General features: G+C 67.9%; 17 protein-coding genes and 1 tRNA gene. 7 read left to right on the plus strand and 11 right to left on the minus strand.

Features of this window, described 5'->3' with window-relative positions; genetic code table 11:
• The first annotated feature begins 163 nt into the window (after positions 1–163).
• The gene (locus tag IE195_RS15940) at positions 164–1423 is read left to right on the plus strand and encodes an ABC transporter substrate-binding protein (RefSeq protein WP_191272185.1); all 1260 of its coding nucleotides are present in this window, start codon (positions 164–166) and stop codon (positions 1421–1423) included.
• 301 nt (positions 1424–1724) lie between these two features.
• A complete protein-coding gene (locus IE195_RS15945; RefSeq protein ID WP_191272187.1) occupies positions 1725–2954 on the plus strand; it encodes an ABC transporter substrate-binding protein in 1230 nt (409 codons plus the stop codon).
• A gap of 73 nt (positions 2955–3027) precedes the next feature.
• On the opposite strand, the gene IE195_RS15950 is transcribed toward IE195_RS15945, so the two are convergent.
• The 5 genes from IE195_RS15950 to IE195_RS15970 all read right to left on the minus strand — a co-directional run bounded on the left by IE195_RS15950 (position 3028) and on the right by IE195_RS15970 (position 8201).
• A complete protein-coding gene (locus IE195_RS15950) occupies positions 3028–3876 on the minus strand; it encodes an ABC transporter ATP-binding protein (RefSeq protein ID WP_191272189.1) in 849 nt (282 codons plus the stop codon).
• Complete coding sequence (locus IE195_RS15955; RefSeq protein ID WP_191272191.1) at positions 3869–4750, minus strand: ABC transporter ATP-binding protein; 882 nt, start codon at positions 4748–4750, stop codon at positions 3869–3871. Before IE195_RS15955 ends, IE195_RS15950 begins: the two co-directional genes overlap by 8 nt.
• Entirely contained in the window at positions 4740–5732 is a 993-nt protein-coding gene (locus IE195_RS15960; RefSeq protein WP_191272193.1) for a branched-chain amino acid ABC transporter permease, read from the minus strand. Before IE195_RS15960 ends, IE195_RS15955 begins: the two co-directional genes overlap by 11 nt.
• Before the next feature lie 12 nt (positions 5733–5744).
• The gene (locus tag IE195_RS15965; protein WP_191272194.1) at positions 5745–7304 is read right to left on the minus strand and encodes a branched-chain amino acid ABC transporter permease; all 1560 of its coding nucleotides are present in this window, start codon (positions 7302–7304) and stop codon (positions 5745–5747) included.
• 327 nt (positions 7305–7631) lie between these two features.
• Positions 7632–8201, minus strand: coding sequence for an ANTAR domain-containing response regulator (locus IE195_RS15970; protein ID WP_191272679.1), 570 nt, complete (start codon positions 8199–8201; stop codon positions 7632–7634).
• A 161-nt stretch (positions 8202–8362) separates the two neighbouring features.
• Between IE195_RS15970 and IE195_RS15975 the strand changes: the two genes are divergently transcribed.
• Together IE195_RS15975 and IE195_RS15980 are read left to right on the plus strand one after the other, a co-directional pair.
• Positions 8363–8437, plus strand: a tRNA-Leu gene (locus IE195_RS15975).
• Between the two features lie 85 nt (positions 8438–8522).
• Positions 8523–9329, plus strand: coding sequence for a helix-turn-helix domain-containing protein (locus IE195_RS15980; protein WP_191272196.1), 807 nt, complete (start codon positions 8523–8525; stop codon positions 9327–9329).
• Positions 9330–9387: 58 nt separating this feature from the next.
• Here the strand turns inward: IE195_RS15980 and IE195_RS15985 are convergent, their stop codons facing one another.
• The 4 genes from IE195_RS15985 to IE195_RS16000 are packed head-to-tail and all read right to left on the minus strand — an operon-like array spanning position 9388 to position 12086.
• On the minus strand, positions 9388–9858 hold the full coding sequence (locus IE195_RS15985) for a VOC family protein (RefSeq protein WP_191272198.1): 471 nt from the start codon (positions 9856–9858) through the stop codon (positions 9388–9390).
• A gap of 34 nt (positions 9859–9892) precedes the next feature.
• Positions 9893–10297 (minus strand): helix-turn-helix domain-containing protein, encoded by a 405-nt coding sequence (locus IE195_RS15990; protein WP_191272200.1) that lies wholly within the window; start codon positions 10295–10297, stop codon positions 9893–9895.
• A 38-nt stretch (positions 10298–10335) separates the two neighbouring features.
• Positions 10336–11223, minus strand: a complete 888-nt coding sequence (locus IE195_RS15995; protein WP_191272202.1) for a serine hydrolase — start codon at positions 11221–11223, stop codon at positions 10336–10338.
• Positions 11220–12086, minus strand: a complete 867-nt coding sequence (locus IE195_RS16000) for a LysR family transcriptional regulator (protein ID WP_191272204.1) — start codon at positions 12084–12086, stop codon at positions 11220–11222. The genes IE195_RS15995 and IE195_RS16000 overlap by 4 nt, the downstream gene beginning before the upstream one ends.
• Positions 12087–12203: 117 nt before the next feature.
• On the opposite strand from IE195_RS16000, the gene bla reads away from it, so the two are divergent.
• Positions 12204–13124 (plus strand): class A beta-lactamase, encoded by a 921-nt coding sequence (gene bla, locus IE195_RS16005; protein WP_373295663.1) that lies wholly within the window; start codon positions 12204–12206, stop codon positions 13122–13124.
• 244 nt (positions 13125–13368) lie between these two features.
• Complete coding sequence (locus tag IE195_RS16010) at positions 13369–14340, plus strand: DUF1266 domain-containing protein (RefSeq protein WP_191272206.1); 972 nt, start codon at positions 13369–13371, stop codon at positions 14338–14340.
• A 159-nt stretch (positions 14341–14499) separates the two neighbouring features.
• Here IE195_RS16010 and pyk read toward each other — a convergent pair whose 3' ends face one another.
• The gene (pyk, locus tag IE195_RS16015; RefSeq protein ID WP_191272208.1) at positions 14500–15933 is read right to left on the minus strand and encodes a pyruvate kinase; all 1434 of its coding nucleotides are present in this window, start codon (positions 15931–15933) and stop codon (positions 14500–14502) included.
• Positions 15934–16146: 213 nt separating this feature from the next.
• Here pyk and IE195_RS16020 point away from each other — a divergent pair, with 213 nt between their 5' ends.
• Positions 16147–16854 (plus strand): maleylpyruvate isomerase N-terminal domain-containing protein, encoded by a 708-nt coding sequence (locus IE195_RS16020; protein WP_229826244.1) that lies wholly within the window; start codon positions 16147–16149, stop codon positions 16852–16854.
• A 38-nt stretch (positions 16855–16892) separates the two neighbouring features.
• On the opposite strand, the gene IE195_RS16025 is transcribed toward IE195_RS16020, so the two are convergent.
• Positions 16893–17786, minus strand: coding sequence for a prenyltransferase (locus IE195_RS16025; protein WP_191272683.1), 894 nt, complete (start codon positions 17784–17786; stop codon positions 16893–16895).
• Between the last annotated feature and the right edge of the window lie 55 nt (positions 17787–17841).

The following is a 17841-nucleotide window of genomic DNA, read 5'->3' on the forward strand; positions in this document are numbered from 1 at the left end:
ACGCCCCTCTACCACTTCCCGGAACGGAACTTCCGTGATTAAGCTCCGCTAACGCTCCTGATTAAGTCATGCCACACATCACGGGCATCAGGGAAGCACCAGCACCAACGACACGGCTGCACCGCACAGCGTGCAACGCCGGTTGAACGGAGTGACCACGATCATGGCAAGCAAGAAGGTCCTAGGACTCACTGCCGCAACCGCGGCCCTCGTAATGGGACTGACCGCGTGTGGCAACGGCGGTGGCGACAACGGCGGCGACGGCGGCGACAACGGGGCAGCCGAGGAGTTCAACTTCGGCATCCTCTACCCGCAGACCGGCGCCCTCGCCTTCCTCGGCCCGCCCCAGATCAGCGCGGCCAAGTACGCGATCGACGAGATCAACGCCGCCGGCGGCATCCTCGGCACCGAGGTCCCCGCCATCACCGAAGGCGACGAGGCCGGCGACAGCGCCCAGGCCAACGAGGCCGCCAACAGCCTCGTCTCCTCCGGCGTCAACGCCGTCATCGGCGCCGCCGCCTCCGGCATGACCCAGGCGAGCTACGACACCATCACCTCCGCCGAGACCGTCCAGTGCTCCGGGTCCAACACCGCACCCGACCTGACCAACATCGACGACGGCGGCTACTACTTCCGCACCGCACCCAGCGACCTCCTCTCCGGCCCCGTCCTCGCCCGACAGATGGTCGAGGAGGACGGCCACGTCGACATCGCCATCATCGCCCGAGCCGACGACTACGGCGACGGCTACCTCGGCGCCGTCGAGGCCGAGGTCGAAGCCCTCGGTGCCAGCGTCACCACCACCGAGACCTACGACCCCGACTCCACCAACTTCGACTCGGTGATCAACTCCGTCACCAGCGAGGACCCCGACGCGATCGCCCTCATCTCCTTCCAGGAGGGCGCCCAGGTCATCGCCGAACTCATCGAAGCCGGTGTCGAGGGCGACCAGCTCTACATCACCGACGGCCTCAACGACCCCGAACTCGGCAAAACCGTCAACGAGGACGACCCCGACGTCATCAACGGCGTCACCGGAGTCGCCCCCGGCGCGGACAACCCCGAGTTCAACGAGGGCCTGCGCGAGTTCGACCCCGAGCTCGAGGTCTTCCAGTTCTCCCCGCAGGTCTTCGACTGCGTCACCGCCATCGCCCTGGCGGCCGAGTCCGCCGGCTCCGTCGAAGCCTCCGACTACGTCGAGCACCTGCCCGAGATCAGCCGCCCCGAAGGCACCGAGTGCTCCAGCTTCGAGGAGTGCCGCGACCTCCTGGAGCAGGACGAGGCCATCGACTTCCAGGGCACCAGCGGAAACATCGACTTCGACGACAACGGCGACCCCACCTCCGCCACCTTCCAGGTCTTCCACTTCGGCGAGGAGGGCCACGAAACCCTCGGCTTCGAGGAGTACTCCGTCAACGAGTAACACCGTCACCACCAGAGAACACCACGTTCCCCGGTAGGAGACACCGTCAGCGGCACACACCGCACACACCGTCCGGGGGTGCGGGGCACACGCCCCGCACCCCCGGCTCTGTGCGCACCACACCACGGCGGGCCCACCGCCCCGGCACGGCCGCACCCCGCGCGCCGTGCCTCGTCATATACACACCGAACAACACACCACGGCCCCGAACCGGCCCCGGCCGCCACCCGTGCACCCCCTCCCCCGACACCCGTCCACCGCCCCCTGCACCGGGCACCTCCCGAACGGACCCGCCACAACCATGCCAACCCACAAGGCCCTGACCCTGACCGCGGCCGCCCTCACACTCACACTCACCCTCACCGCCTGCGGAGAGGGCAACGGCACCGACCCCGACGACAACACCTTCACCTACGGCCTCCTCTACCCCCAGAGCGGCTCCCTCGCCTTCCTCGCCCCGCCCCAGATAGCAGCGGTCGAATACGCGATCTCCGAGATCAACGCCGCCGGCGGCATCCTCGGCACCGAGGTCCCCCCGCCCCGCGAAGCCGACGAGGCCGGCGACAGCGCCCGGGCCAACGAGGCCGCCAACACCCTCGTCTCCTCCGGCGTCAACGCCGTCATCGGCGCCGCCGCCTCCGCCATGACCCAGGCCAGCTACGACACCATCACCAGCAGCCGAACCGTCCAGTGCTCCGGGACCAACACCTCACCCGAACTGAGCAACATCGACGACGGCGGCTACTACTTCCGCACCGCACCCAGCGACCTGCTCGCCGGCCCCGTCCTCGCCCGACAGATCATCGGCGACGGCCACAACGACATCGCCGTCATCGCCCGTGCCGACGACTACGGAACCGGCTACCTCAACGCCGTCCAGGCCGAACTCACCGCCATGGGCGCCAACGTCACCATCACCGAGACCTACGACCCCGACGCCACCAACTTCGGCGCCGTCATCAGCTCCGTCGCCACCGTCAACCCCGACGCCGTCACCCTCATCTCCTTCCAGGAGGGCACCCAACTCATGGCCGCCCTCCTCGAAAGCGGACTCGAAAGCCAGTTCTACCTCACCGACGGCCTCAACGACCCCGAACTCGGCACCACCCTCGGCGCCGCCTCCTCCGACGCCATCAACGGCACCACCGGAGTCGCCCCCAGCGCCGACAACCCCGAGTTCAACGACGGCCTGCGCCAGTTCGACCCCGAACTCGAGGTCTTCCAGTTCGCCCCGCAGGTCTTCGACTGCGTCACCGCCGTCGCCCTCGCCGCGGAATCCGCCGGATCCACCACCCCCGCCGACTACGTCGAACACCTGCCCGAGATCAGCCGCCCCGAAGGCACCGAATGCTCCACCTTCGAGGAGTGCCGCGACCTCCTCGACCAGAACCAGAGCATCGACTACCAGGGCACCAGCGGCAACATCGACTTCGACGACAACGGCGACCCCACCTCCGCCACCTTCGAGATCTTCCACTTCGGCCCCGACGGCTACGAAATCCTCGACTACGTCGAGTACACCACCGGCTGACCCCCCGGCCCGGGACCAGAACACGACGAAGGGGGCGAGGCCCCACGGGCCCCGCCCCCGACACACACCCGGATCAACCCTTCGCGAGCGTCCCCAGGTACAACTCGATCACGTTGGGATCGTTCAGCAGGTCCGCACCCGTACCCGTGTACGCGTTCCGGCCCTGGTCCAACACGTAACCGCGATCACAGATCTGCAGACAACGACGCGCGTTCTGCTCCACCATGACCACCGAAACACCCGTGGAGTTGACCTCCTTCACCCGCTGGAAGACCTCCTCCTGGTAGATCGGCGACAGCCCCGCCGTGGGCTCGTCCAGAAGCAGCACCGACGGATCCATCATCAGAGCCCGGCCCATGGCCACCATCTGACGCTCACCGCCCGACAGCGAACCGGCCTTCGCCCTACGGCGCTTCCCCAACAACGGGAACAGCTCCGAGACCACGGCGAACCGCTCAGCGAACGTCCGCGGCCGCAGGAAAGCCCCCATCTGGAGGTTCTCCTCGATCGTCAACGACGGGAACACGTTCCGCGTCTGCGGAACGTAACCCACGCCCCGCTCCACCAACGAGTGCGCCGCCAGCCCCGAGATACTCGAACCCCGCAGCGTCAGACCGCCCCCGCGCACCGGAATCAACCCGAAGATCGTCTTGATCAGAGTCGACTTCCCCGCACCGTTGGGCCCGATGATCGCCACGACCTCACCCTCGGTGAGAGTCAGGGTGCACCCGTTCAGGATGTTCACCCCCGGCACGTAACCGGCCACGATGTCCTTGGCCAACAGCAGGTAGTCCTCCGGACCCCCCACCTCGGCGGTCTCGGCCACCGCGTGCTCCAGGAACTCCTCACGGTGCTCCTGGAAGACCTCGGCCTCCGGAACCTCCTCCGGGCCCGGACGCGGCCCCCCGCTCTCCTCACTCATCGCCACTCCCACGGACCTCGTCCCCGACCTCCTGGACACCCAGGTAGGCATCGATCACCTGCTGGTTGGACCGGATGTCCGAAGGAGAACCCTCCGCGATCACCTGCCCCTGCGCCAACACCACGATCCAGTCGCTGATCCCCATGATCACGTCCATGTCGTGCTCGACGAACAGCACCGTCTTGCCCTCGTCACGCAACGACGTGATGTGGTGCAGCAACGACTGCACCAACGCCGGGTTCACACCCGCCATCGGCTCGTCCAGCATGATCATGCTCGGATCGGTCATCAGCGCACGAGCCATCTCCAACAGCTTGCGCTGACCACCCGACAACGAACCCGCCATGTCCTGACGCTTGTCGACCAGCTTGAACCGCTCCAGCAGCTCCATCGCCCGGACCGTGTTCGCCTTCTCCTGACGGCCCCACACCGGCCGGAGGAACGCCCCGGCCATCCGCTCGCCCACCTGGCCCTGAGCGCCCAACAACATGTTGTCGAGCACCGTCATCCGGGTCAGCGCCTTGGTCAGCTGGAAGGTCCGCACCATCCCGGCCCGGGCCACCCGGTGGCCCGGACGGCCGTTGACCGACCGCCCCTCGAACGACCACCGGCCGCCGTCCACCCGGTCGAAACCGGTCAACAGGTTGAACAGCGTCGACTTACCCGCACCGTTCGGACCGATCAGCGCCGTGATCGTCCCCCGCTGCACCTCGAGGTGCCCCACGTCCACAGCGGTCAGACCGCCGAACGAACGCCGCACACCGTCAGCCACCAGGATCGGATCCGACTTCGCCGAACCCGGCTCCGGAACCGCCCCGGCCATCCGATCGACCACGGCACCCGCCCCGGAGGCGTCCATCTCGTCACTTGACATTGACCAACATCTCCTTGCGGTCACCGATCAGACCCTGCGGCCGGAAGACGATCAACAGCACCAGCATCACGCCGACGAACGCCAACTGGATCGCACCGTAGTCCGGGCCCGACAGGAACGGCAGGTACCCCTCACGGCCCAGCCCCCGCAGGAAGCCGTCCGTGAAGCTCATCAGGAACCAGAACGCCATCGAACCCACGATCGGCCCGAGCACGCGCCCAGCCCCGCCCAACAACAGGATCACCCACAGGAAGAACGTCACCTGAGGCTTGAACTGGTCCGGCTGGATCGCACCCTGGTGCACCGCCATCATGGAACCCGCCAGCGCACCGATCAGACCACCCAGGACCAGGGCCTGCATCTTGTAGGCGAACGCGTTCTTACCGAGGCTGCGCACAGCCTCCTCGTCCTCCCGGATACCCCGGACGACACGACCCCAAGGGCTGTGGATCAGCAACCAGGTCAGCAACGCCGTCAGCGCCACCAGACCCCACGTCACCGCCATCAACCACATGTGGTTGCCGCTGAACGAGAACGCACCGAACCCGTACCGCTCACCCGGATCGAAGAACACGTTCCAGGTACGGAACTCACCGGACAGGTTCTGCAGGCCGTACACACCCTTGGTCAACGGCTCCGCGAACCCCGCCCGGTACACCAGGCGCAACACCTCGGCCGCCGCGATCGTCGTGATCGCCAGATAGTCCGCCCGCAACCGCAGCGTCGGGATACCCAACAACAGCGCCAACACCACGGCACAGGCCAGACCCACCAGGAACCCGACCAGCAGCGGCAACTCGAACACCGCGACACTGATACCCACGCCGTAGGCGCCCACCAGCATGAACCCGACCTGGCCGAAGTTCAGCAACCCCGTGTAACCGAAGTGCATGTTCAGGCCGATCGCGGCCAACGCGTAGATCGCGGCCACCGGACCCACCGCGGATCGGGCGGACTCGGCGAGGATCAAGAAAATATCCATTGTCTACCTCTCCTAGCCGACCCGCTCGCGCCGACCGAGCAGACCCTGGGGCCTGATCAGCAGCATGAGGATCATCAGGGCCAGAGCCCACGCCTGCATGAGCTGTGTGGGGAACCACAGGGTGGACAGCATCGCCACCAGACCGACGGTGATACCGCCGACCATCGCGCCGTAGGCCGTTCCCAGACCGCCCAGGATCACCGCGGCGAACATGAGCAGCAGCAGACGGAAGCCCATCTCGTAGTCCACGACCTGGTTCAGACCGAAGAGCACACCGCCCAGCGACGCCAGGCCACCGCCCAGGAACCACACGTACAGCGTCACCCGGTCCACGTCGATACCCGAGGACTCCGCCAGGTCGCGGTTGTCCGAGACCGCACGCATCGCCTTGCCGATCCGGGTGAACTGCAGCAGACACGCCACCAGCACCAGGACCACGACCGAGATGGCCATGATCACCAGGTCGCGCGGCGGCATCGAGATCGGACCGAAGTCCACCAGCTCCTGCACCTGGTAACCGGCGTAACGCTCCCGGTTCGCCCCGAAGAGCACCAGCAGCACGTGCCGCACCACCAGGGCCAGACCGATCGAGACGATGAACATCTGGATCAGCGCGACGTTGCGCCTGCGCAGCGGACGCCACAGGTAACGCTCCATCGAACCGCCCAGGACGGCACCCATGACCACCGCGATGCCGGCGGCCGCCCACAGCGGCACCTGCCAGCCCAGGTCGTCACCGAGCACGCCCACCAGCGTCGCCAGCGCGATACCGCCGAAGACCGAGGACCACTGGAGGACGACCAGCGTGGTCCGGTTGAGCCTGTCCTCGGCGAACGCCCCCAACAGGACCGCGACTCCCAGACCGGCGAAGATCGCCAGCAGGGAGTTGCCCAGCCCCGCGGCGCCGGTACTGAACAACAGGGCCATCATCGCACCGAAGGTGACCATGTCACCGTGCGAGAAGTTGATGACCTGCGTCGTACCGAAGATCAGTGAGAGGCCGATCGCGGAGATCGCGATGACCAGGCCGAACAGGAGACCGGCCGCGGTGAGCTGCACGAAGCGCTCCCCGAAGCCGCCGCTGACGCCCTCGACCTCGACGGACTCGTCGTCGGCGGGCGCCTCCTCGCCCCCGGCCGCGTCCTCTTCCGGTGAGGGGGCCGCCTCGTCCTGCTCGGCGGATTCACCCGGGTGTTCCAGCACGATGAGGACGAGCCGGTCCTTGTCGGCCTCGACCTCGACCTCGGCCTCTCCGTCGACGACAAGCGCCGTCTCACGTACGGCGAACTCGCTGGGGACGGACTCCTGGTCCACCACTAGGCGGTAGTCGCCCGGTCCGGGCAACCCCACTTCCCAATTTCCATCAGGGCCGGTCTCCACCGCATCGATCTCGTCGTCACCCTGGAAGACCGTGATCAGGATGCCTTCGACACCCTGGTCCCGGTCGTCCGGCTGACCGATCTGACCGTGCAGCGACTCACCGCCCTGTTCGTCTGCCGTCGCCACTGCCCCGGGAATCACCAGGAATGCGGTGATCAGGGCGAGCAACACGGTCACGAGGCGTGTGCGCACGCGCGCTCCTTGCGCATCTGAGGTTGGCGGACTCCGAATGCGAGCATTCGGGTACCGCTGTCCTTTAGCTGTTCGGTGCGGTGAGTTTAGCCCGATTTAGGCTGGTCATTCAGCATCACTTAAGCCACGTGATCCAACCGTCACCCCATTGTGTGCAACCGAGATCAAACTGGTACGAGATCCGCGTTGACCCTGGACGTTCGTCTAGCTTTCGCCGCTGCAAGCAGCCAATCTGTAGGTTTGTGCCGAACCTTGACCCCGAGGAAGCACGAAGGGGCCGCACCCGACCGGGTGCGGCCCCTGTTCAGTACTGCGGGGGTCGGCTGGTTAGGCCTGCTGTCCCCCGAGCGTCTCGACGACTGTCTCGGCGACCTTGCGCATGGTCAACCGACGGTCCATGGAGTTCTTCTGGATCCACCTGAACGCCTCGGGTTCACTCATCCCGTGGCGGCTCTGCAGCAGCCCCTTGGCCTGCTCGACGAGCTTGCGCGTCTCGAGCCGGTCCTGGAGGCTGCTGACCTCCGCCTCCAGCGCCGCCAGTTCGGCGTAGCGGGAGGTGGCCATCTCGATCGCCGGAACCAGGTCCGACTTGCTGAAGGGCTTGACCAGGTAGGCCATCGCCCCCGCCTCGCGAGCCCGTTCGACCAGCTCCCGCTGGGAGAAGGCCGTCAGGATCACGACCGGGGCGATGCGGTCCCCGGCGATGCGTTCGGCGGCGGAAAGGCCGTCGAGCACCGGCATCTTGATGTCGGTGATCACCAGGTCCGGCCTCAGCTCCTGGGCAAGCCGGATAGCGGCCTCCCCGTCGCCGGCCTCCCCGACGACGGCGTAGCCGTCCTCCTCGAGCATCTCCTTGAGATCCAGGCGGATCAGGGCCTCGTCTTCCGCGATCACCACACGGCTCTGCGTCCTCGTCACGTATACGAGGTTACCGAGATCCGCTAGTATGCTGTGCGTCGGCCCCGGCAATGCCGGTCAATCGTGACTGCACTGTTGGCGGACCGCCGCCGGAGCACACCGTCTGCTAGGCGGCTAGTATGCCCGAATAAAGTAAAAATGCCCTGGTATGCCAACAGGTAGAGCACATCGCCTCAAAAGCGATGCCAGTGTGGGTTCGAATCCCACCCAGGGTACGACAGCCACCCTTCTGGGTGGCTTTTTGCTGTTCAGGGTCCCTCTCCTCCGAAAACGTCCGAAGCGTGAGCAATCATGCACTCTATGTACTCACCGCATGTCAGGCGTGAAGCCACTTCTCTCATCGACTCCGGAGTTTCCTACACCGAGGTAGGCCGCCGGATGGGGATCAACCGGTCCACGCTCCAGAGTTGGATGCGTGACCGCTCACTCGTGGACAAGTACCTGGGTACCGACCTCTGTCCTCGTTGTGAACCCATACCGGGCACGCCCAAGCCGTTGGACGCCTACAGCTACCTGCTGGGCCTCTACTTCGGCGACGGGAGCCTCACCCCGGCGGGAGATCCTGCGAAGAGGGTCTGGCGTCTGCGGGTGATGTGTTCGGACACCTGGCCCGGGCTCATCGAGCTCTGCGCGGGAGCCATGGCAGCGATCCGCCCCGACCACAAGGTGTCCAGGGTTCCCTCCACCGGTTGCACTGAGGTGCACAGCAACTGGAAGCACTGGCCCTGTCTGTTCCCCCAGCACGGGCCGGGTAGGAAGCACGATCGGACCATCGCGCTGGAGCCCTGGCAGCAGGTCATCGTCGAAGAGCATCCGAAGAATTTCGTTCGCGGACTCATTCACTCCGACGGAAGCCGGGTCCTCAACCGGGTCAAGAGGAAGCACCCGGACGGTTGCGAGCGGTACTACGAGTACCCGCGCTACCACTTCACCAACGTTTCCACCGACGTCATCGGGCTGTGCACCGAAGCGCTGGACCAGCTGGACATCCCCTGGAAGGTCCACACCAGCAAGGGGAAGGGAACCCATCAGGACAAGCACGTCGTGTCCATCTCCCGCAAGGAGGCGGTGGCTCGGATGGACTCGTTCGTGGGACCCAAGTACTGACCCTGTCCCCGTGACCGGGTGGCCTCAGACCGCAGGCCACCCGGGACCCGCCCGCGGACTACTGGTCGGTGCGGGAGGTGCCCTTCCAGCGGTTCAGGTCCTCACCGGTGATGTCCCGCATCGGGGCGGGCTGGGTGATGCGGATGTGGTTGCCGAAGGGGTCACGTAGGGCGCAGTCGACGCCGTAGGGCTGTTCGACGGGCTCCTGGGTGAACTCGACCCCGCGGGAACGGAGGGTCTCGTAGGTCCTGCGGCAGTCGTCGGTGTTGAGGATGGCGGCGGCGCCGAGTGCTCCCCTGGTGACGAGGTCGCGGACCTGTGCGGCGGTCTCCGCGCTGAGTGAGGGCGGGCCGGGGACTTCGAGGAGGATGTGGCGGTCCGGGTCGGTCGGTAGGGCGACGGTGAGCCAGCGCATGAAGCCGAGGTCGACGTCGTTGGTGATCTCGAAGCCGAGTTTGCCGACGTAGAAGTCGAGGGCCTGGTCCTGGTCGAGGACGTTGACGGCGTGGATGCTGATCTGCGTGAACATGGTCCAACGCTAGGGCCGGGGGCGGCCGGTGTGCTTATCCGAAACCGCTGTGTCCGGTCCAGCTCTTGACGAAGCACACCGGGGCTCTGAGGGGCGTGCTCTCGGCCCGGAAGCGGGTGGGCGGGCGGCCGATGACGGCGGTGAAGGTGCGGCTGAAGGTGCCGAGGCTGTCGAAGCCGACGCGGTGGGCGATCTCGGTGACGGGGGTGTCGGTGTCGCGGAGGAGGGCGCAGGCGCGTTCGATGCGGCGGCGTCTGAGGTACCGGTGGGGCGTCTCTCCGAAGGTGTCGCGGAAGCGGCGGTTGAAGTGGGAGGGGGACAGGTGGGCGATGCGGGCGAGGGCGGGGACGTCGAGGGGGTGTGCGTAGTCGCGGTCCATGGTGTCGCGGGCGCGTAGGAGGCGGAGGTTCTGGTTCTCGCGGTGGGTGTTCCTGGTCATCGCGGGGTGGTTTCCGGGGTCGCGGGTGGCGTGGCGGGTCAGTTGGCGCGGAGGTGGTCTCTGAGGATGCGGGCGGCTCGGCCGATGAGGGCTTCGGTGGCGGGTTGTTGGCGGGCGGGGACGTGGGATGCGGTGAGGGCGGCGATGGCGTAGGCCTCGCCGTTCCTGTGTTCGACGACGCCGATCTCGTGGCGGTGGTTGAGGACGCTTCCGGTTTTGGAGGACCAGGTGCTGGCGTCGGTGCTGAATTCGGGGGCGAGGCGGTGACGGACGACGTTGTCGGCCATGAGGGCTCGTAGGCGGGCGGCGACGTCGGGGTGGATGGTGGTGGGTTTCCAGAGGGCCTGGAGGAGGTCGACGTGGGCTCGGGCGGAGCCCGAGTTGGCGAGGGTGACGTCGAGTTGGGGGATGCGGTGGCCGCGTCCGGCGGTTTGGGCCTGGATGGCGAGGGTGTGGGCGAGGTGGGTCTCGTCGGGGGCGAGGCGTTCGGCGGGTGTTTCGTTGAGGTCGCGGACCCGGTGTCGGACGGTGATGCCGTGGATGTGGTGTTCGTGGAGGGTGCGGGTGACGTGGGCGGGCGGGGTGAGGTCGAAGAGGGCGTCGGCGGCGACGTTGTCGCTGACGCACATGGCGAGGTAGAGGAGGTCGTCGATGGCGACGGTGGTGGGGTGGCGGAACCGGCTGAGGCCGAGGGGGCCGGTGGTGGGGCCGCCGGGTTCGATGCGGATGGGGGTGGCGCCGTCGAGTTCGCCGTGGTGGAGGCGTTGGAGGGTGGCGAGGGCGAGGGGGACTTTGACGAGGGAGGAGGTGGCGTACTCGGTGTCGGGTTGGATGCCGATCTCGTGTCCGGTGTTGAGGTCGCGGACGAGCAGGGAGGCGTGGAGTTTGGCCTGGTCGAGTTCGGTCTGGAGTCGTTGGGTGATCACGGGGTGGGTGCTCCGAGGCAGTGGGCGATGTGGGGGTGGAGGCGGGTGCGGAGGGTTTCGGCTTTTTCTCCGGTGGCGGTGTAGGTGCGGGTGGGGTGGGTTTCGCCGAGGGGGCGCCAGTGGAGGTTGAGGTCTTCTGCTTGGCGGGGTGAGCAGAGGAGGAGGTCGTGGGTGGTGAGGACTTCGGCGGTGGCGTTGGTGAGGGTGGTGGCGTGGGTGATCTGGGTGGGGTGGAGGCCGACGGTGTCGCCGGTGTGGGTGAGGGGGTCGCGGATGTGGGGTGTGTCGTCTTCGGGTTGGATCCAGACGCGGCGGGGTGGGGTGGTGTCGCCTCGGTGGGGGCGGAGGGTTTCGAGGTAGTGGGTGTTGAGGTGGGGTGGTTGGTGGGTGGCGAGGCCGAGGGGGACGGTCCAGTGGGCCTGGTCGGGTGGGACTGCGGTGATGGCGGTGCGGACCTGGTTGGTGTGGAGGAGTTCGGTGCGTTGGGCGGGGTGTGCGGGGTGGGGGTCGAGGTGGAGGTCGTGTCGGCGGGCCTGTGCGGTGAGGTGGGCGAGGTCGTGGGTGGTGCAGGTGGTGGGGACGGCGATGCGGAGGGGGGTGAGGCGGGCGGTGGCGGCGTCGTGTTCGAGGGTGTGGGCGAGGTGGACGAGGCGTCGTGCGGTGGGCAGGACGGCGTGGCCGAACTGGGTGAGGGTGGGGCGTCGGGTGGTGCGGTCGAAGAGGGGTGCGCCGAGGTGTTTTTCGAGGGCGGCGATGCGGCGGCTGGCGACGGGTTGGGGGATGCGGGCTGCTGCGGCTCCGTGGGTGAAGCTGCCTCTGTCGCTGACGTGGACGAAGGCTGTGCAGGCTCCTACGAGGTCCATGGGCTGAGGTTATGTCAGTAGTGCATGGGTGTGGCTGTTTCTGTCTTGGACAGCATGGGTCGTGGGTGGTGAGACTGCGGGGGGCGGGCCGGTTGTGGTTCGTTCTCTCTTTGTTCCGTGGGGGTTGTTGTGCGTAGTTCGGTGTGGCGCGGGTTCGTGGCGTCGGTGGCGTTGGTGCCGTTGGTGGGGTGTGGTGCGGCGGAGGCCGGTGGGGGTGCGTCTTCGGCGGGTGTGCCGTCGGAGTCGCCCGCCGGGGTGGATTTCGCGGCGGAGTTCGGGGCTTTGGAGGAGGAGTTCGACGCCCGGCTGGGGGTCTATGCGTTGGACACGGGTTCGGGGGACGAGGTCGCGTTCAGGGCGGACGAGCGGTTCGCCTACATGTCGACGTTCAAGGCCCTGCTGGCGGGGGTGGTGCTGTCGGAGAACTCGTTGGAGGAGATGGAGCGGGTGGTGACGTACGGGGAGGAGGATCTGCTGGAGTACGCCCCGGTGACGGAGGAGAACGTGGATTCGGGGATGTCGTTGTTGGAGCTGAGTGATGCGGCGGTGCGGTACAGCGACAACACGGCGGCGAACCTGTTGTTGGCTGAGGTCGGGGGTCCGGAGGGTTTCGGTGAGGCCTTGGCGGAGCTGACGGGCGACGAGGTGACCAACCCGGTGCGCTCGGAGCCCGAGTTGAACGAGGTGGGTCCGGGCGATGAGAGGGACACGAGTACTCCGGAGGCCCTGGTGGGGAGTCTGGAGGCGTTCACGTTGGGGGACGTGTTGCCGGAGGAGCGTCGTGAGGTGTTGGTGGATCTGATGGTGCGGAACGTGACGGGGGACGCTCTGATCCGGGCGGGTGTGCCCGAGGGCTGGGTCGTGGGTGACAAGACCGGTGGCGGGTACGGGATGCGGAACGACATCGCCGTGGTGTGGCCGGAGGAGGGCGAGCCGATCGTCATGGCCGTGTTGTCGGGTCGTAACGAGGAGGGGGCCGAGTACGACGACGCGTTGATCGCGGAGGCCACCGAGGTGGTGGTGGAGGCTCTGGACTAGGGCTGGTGGGCGGGGTTCTGGTCGGTCTGGGCAGGCTGGCCAGAACCTCTGTAACTACCCGACCTTTTCGACCCCAAATGGGTCTTTTGTCACTTTATGTAGGCGCAAGCAGGCTGAACCGGTCACATCACGGCCACAACCTGAGTACAACCCGTGAGTTCGGTCGCCCGGGAGGCTCCGCGTCCCTGATCCTTGATGGCACGAAGCCCTGACGGAACGGGCTCGGCGAGGAGAGGGGCGAGGGTTGTTGACCGCGGTGGCCGGGGTGATCGGCGCGCTGGTGATCGGGGCCTGGGTCGTGGTGGCCTGGGGTTCCCGTCGGCGTCAGCCGTGGCTGTTGACCCCGTTGGCCCTGCTCGCGGTCGTGCTCGTCGCGTTGGATCTTCCCGGGTGGTCGTTCCTGCCGTTGCTGGCCCTGGCCACGGGGTCCTTCGCCGAGTTGGTGGTGGGATCGCGTGAGGCGCCCACGATCAGGACCAAGGACCCCGAGGCCCCGTTGAGCACCGAGCGGTGGGCCGCCGCGGTGGCGGCCCCGTTCCGGGTGGCGTTGGCCGAGCCGTGGGACGTGGTGGCCCGTCCGAGCCTGCGGCGCCGGTACCGGCGGATGCTGGAGCACCAGTGGTCCGTGGTGGACCGGGAGTCCTTGCTGGCGGCGGTGGACAGCCTGCTGGAGGGGTTGCACGGCGGGCCGAGCCTGGACCTGGCGGTGGACCTGCGGGCGGGGACGGCCCGGTCGCGGTTGCCTTCGGAGCAGGGCGGCCGGGACACCGGTGAGACGGTGGAGCTGTCGGCGGAGCAGGTGGCCCGGCTGCGGGCGGTGACGGGTGTGTCCGAGGGCGACGAGACCGTGATCATCGGTGCGTACCAGTGGTGGAAGTCCGTGCACGCCATCCGGTTGGTGTGCGGTGGGGCGACCCTGGACTGGCTGAGCCCGGTAGAGACGCAGACGCTGCTCAGGCGGGTGGCGTCGGATCTGCAGCGCCGTTACTCGTCCTGGGGGCAGTTGTCGACGGCCTTCCACGCCGGTTACCTGCTGTGGCCGGACAAGGGTGTGGAGGGCGACCAGGTGGTGGGCGAGGGCCCCGACGCGGACCGGGTGTGGGTGGCCCTGGGGCTGCTGGACGAGGACCCGAGGAGCCCGTGGAACCTGTTGCCGTGGGACATGCCGTTGGACCGGGTGACCTTCGAGGGCGGGGTCTCCTCCCACCAGGAGTGAGACCGCGGGTGCCGGTGCTGCCGCGAGTGGGGGTTCGGTGCCCGAACGACTCCGGCCGCACCGGTCGGCCCGGAGAGGTCGGCGCGGCTCATACGCCTTCCCCCGGGCCGGACCTGATGCGGCCCGTCAGCGGCGCCGGTCAGGGCGCCGGGTCACGCGTCAGTTGGTGCCGAGCGCGACGGCGTCGCCGAGTCGGTGGACGCGCAGGGAGTTGGTGGAACCGGTGGTTCCGGGCGGGCTTCCCGCGACGATGACGACCTTGTCGCCCTTGTGGTAGTCGCCGAGTCGGAGGAGTTCGCTCTCCACCTGGCGGACCATGTCGTCGGTGTTGTCGACCCACGGGACCAGGTTGCTCTCGGTTCCCCAGGTCAGGGAGAGCCTGCCCCGGGTGATGTCCTCGGTGGTGAAGGCCAGGAGCGGGATGGGTGAGCGGTAGCGGGCCAGGCGCCGGGCGGTCTCACCGGACATGGTGAAGGCGACCAGTGCCTTGGCGCCGACGGTGGCTCCGATCTCGGCGGCGGCGCGGGCGATGGCTCCGCCGGTGGTCTCGGGTACCCGGTTGAGGATGTGCGAGGCGCGCAGGGACTCCTGCTCGGCGGCGCTGACGATGCGCGCCATGGTCTCGACGGTCTCGATGGGGTACTGGCCGACGCTGGTCTCGCCGGAGAGCATGACGGCGTCGGCGCCGTCGAGGACGGCGTTGGCGACGTCGGAGGCTTCGGCGCGGGTGGGCCGGGGCGCGCTGATCATGGATTCGAGCATCTGCGTGGCGACGATGACCGGTTTGGCCTTGTCGCGGCAGCGTTCGACGGCGCGCTTCTGCACCATGGGGACGTTCTCGAGGGGGAGTTCGACGCCGAGGTCGCCGCGGGCGACCATGACTCCGTCGAAGACCTCGATGATGTCCTGGAGGCGTTCCACGGCCTGGGGTTTCTCGATCTTGGCGATGAGGGGGACGGTGATGCCCTCCTCGTCCATGATGCGGTGGCATTCCTCTGCGTCGGCCGGGCTGCGGACGAAGGAGAGGGCGACCATGTCGACGCGGTGTCGCAGGGCCCAGCGCAGGTCGTCCTCGTCCTTTTCGGTGAGGGCGGGGACGCTGACGGAGACGCCGGGGAGGTTGAGTCCCTTGTGGTTGGAGACGGTGCCGCCGAAGATGGCGCGGGTGTGTACCTCGGTGCTGGTGGTCTTGGTGCATTCCAGCACGACGCGGCCGTCGTCGATGAGGACGCGGTCGCCGGGGCGGACGTCTCCGGGGAGTCCCTTGTAGGTGGTGGAGACGCGGGTGCTGTCTCCGGGGACGTCTTCGGTGGTGATGGTGAACTCGTCGCCTGCGGCGAGTTCGACGGGGCCGTCGGGGAAGGTCCCGACGCGGATCTTGGGTCCTTGGAGGTCGGCGAGGACGCCGACCGCCCGGTTGGTGTCCTCCGTGGCCTTCCTGAGGTTGGTCAGGCTGGCGCTGTGGTCGTCGTGGGTTCCGTGGCTGAGGTTGAGTCGGGCGACGTCAAGGCCTGCCTCGACGAGGCGCCGGAGGATTTCCGGGCTCGAGGTGGCTGGTCCGAGGGTCGCTACGATTTTTGCTCGACGTGTCACGAGTATCACTTTAGAGCGTCTGGGGGATGGAGTGGTCTAAACCAGGTTGCGATTGGACGTATGCGAGGTGGAGTGGGAGCGAACCTGGTCACCGCGGGTGACGGTTCGGGGGGTGGTTTCGGAGGCGTCGGGCGGTGCGGGGCCGGGCCGGGGTTCCGGTGTGGTGGGGCGATCGTTAGCCTGTGGGCGTTCTTCGGGTGGAGGGTGTGTCCTGTGTTCGAGCGCGGTGTCGTGGTGTCGGCCCTGGCGGACGAGGTGGCGGCGTTGGAGGCGGTGCTGGCGGGGTTGTCGGAGGTGCAGGCCGTCCTGCCGACCCGGTGTGAGCCCTGGGACGTGGCGGCGTTGGCGGTGCACACGGTGGGTGCGTTGCACCAGGTGACGGTGGCGTTGGAGGGGGAGGCTCCGGGTGTGTCGCGCGGGTTGGTGTCGGCGGCGGGGTATTACGCGCCGGACGTGCGGTTCTCGCCGGAGGTGAACGCGGCCCGGGTGGGCGATGCGTTGGAGGGTGCGGCGCGGCGCGCGGACGCCGCGGAGCCGGGGAGGGTGCTGCGGGGGCTGTGGGGGGCGCTGGAGTCGCGTGTGGGCCGCGAGCCGGTGGAACGGGTGGTGGTGACGCGGCACGGTGATCCGATGCTGTTGACGGACTACCTGGTGACCCGGGTGGTGGAGTTGGTCGTGCACGGGTTGGATCTGGCGGACGCGCTGGGGCGGGAGCCGTGGACCTCGTCGGCAGGGCTGGGGCTGGTGCACGAGGTGTTGTTCGGCGGGGTGGATCCGGCGGTGTTCGCGCGGGTGCTGCCGACGGCGGGGGCCGGTGGTGCCTCGTTGGCGGCGGTACGCGCGGTGACGGGCCGGTCGGCCTCCGCGGTGGACCGGGGTGCGTTGGAGGCTGCCGGGGTGCGGTTCCTGGCGTTGGGTTAGGGCCGTGTCGGGTCGGTGGTCGTCGGTTCTGCGGGCGGTTACACGGAGCGGCGGGGCCGGGGCAGGTCGGGTTGGAGCCGGCCGTAGGCGCGGAGGATGCGCAGGCGCTGGATGGTGCGCATGCCTTCGCGTTCGATGGTGGCCGCGGTGTCCCAGTGGTCCCAGGTGGCGTCCCAGCCCCCGTCGGGGCGTTGTTGTTCCTCGAAGGCGTCGAGGTTGCGTTCGATCTCGTTGTCGGTGAAGAGCGGTCGGGCGATGTGGTGGGGGTGGCAGGCGAGGTCGAGTGGTGTGTGGACGTGGCCGGTGGCGCGGGGGTGTACGTCGATGACCGCGCGGATCCTGTGGGCCAGGTGGTTCATGGCGGAGACGGCGCGGGCGCGGTCGGGGACGTGTTGGAGGAAGCTGCAGATGCTGACGGCTTCGTGTGCGTTGGTCCAGTGGAGCGCGTCGATCCGTTTCCAGCAGTAGGCGGTGGCGTGGTCGCGCCAGGGGTGGGTGATGTTCCTCTTGTGGAGGAGCCCGGTGATCATGGCGGTGGTGTCGAGCCGGCTGCTGAAGTCGTCGGTGTGCTGGTACCAGGGCGCGGCCTGGGTGTAGCGGACGTTGGGCAGCACGGCGGGGAGTCCGCCGTCGTCGTTGCTGGCGGTGGTGAGGTACCGGCAGATGCCGTTGCCGAGGTGCTCGGGAAGGGCGCCGAGTTCGTCGAGGTAGCGCAGGGCGACCTCGGTGGATGCGGGTTGGCTGGCGTGACCGCGGAGGTCGGGGTCGATCCCGTTGCCGTATCCGCCGTCGAGGTTGCGGTAGGCGGTGAGTGTGGTGTGGACGGGTTGGGCCGGTCCGCTCTGGAAGAGGTAGGCGAAGCGGTGCCGGTCGAGGAGCCGGGCGCTGCGCATGGTGAAGTGTTCGGCTGCGCGGTAGGAGTCCCAGGTCACAACGGTCATGCTTCGACGGTACGGGTGTGGGTGGGTGGGGTGAACAGTGCGGCCG

Origin of the sequence: Nocardiopsis terrae (genome assembly GCF_014651695.1) — a bacterium.
GTDB classification, from domain to species: domain Bacteria; phylum Actinomycetota; class Actinomycetes; order Streptosporangiales; family Streptosporangiaceae; genus Nocardiopsis; species Nocardiopsis terrae.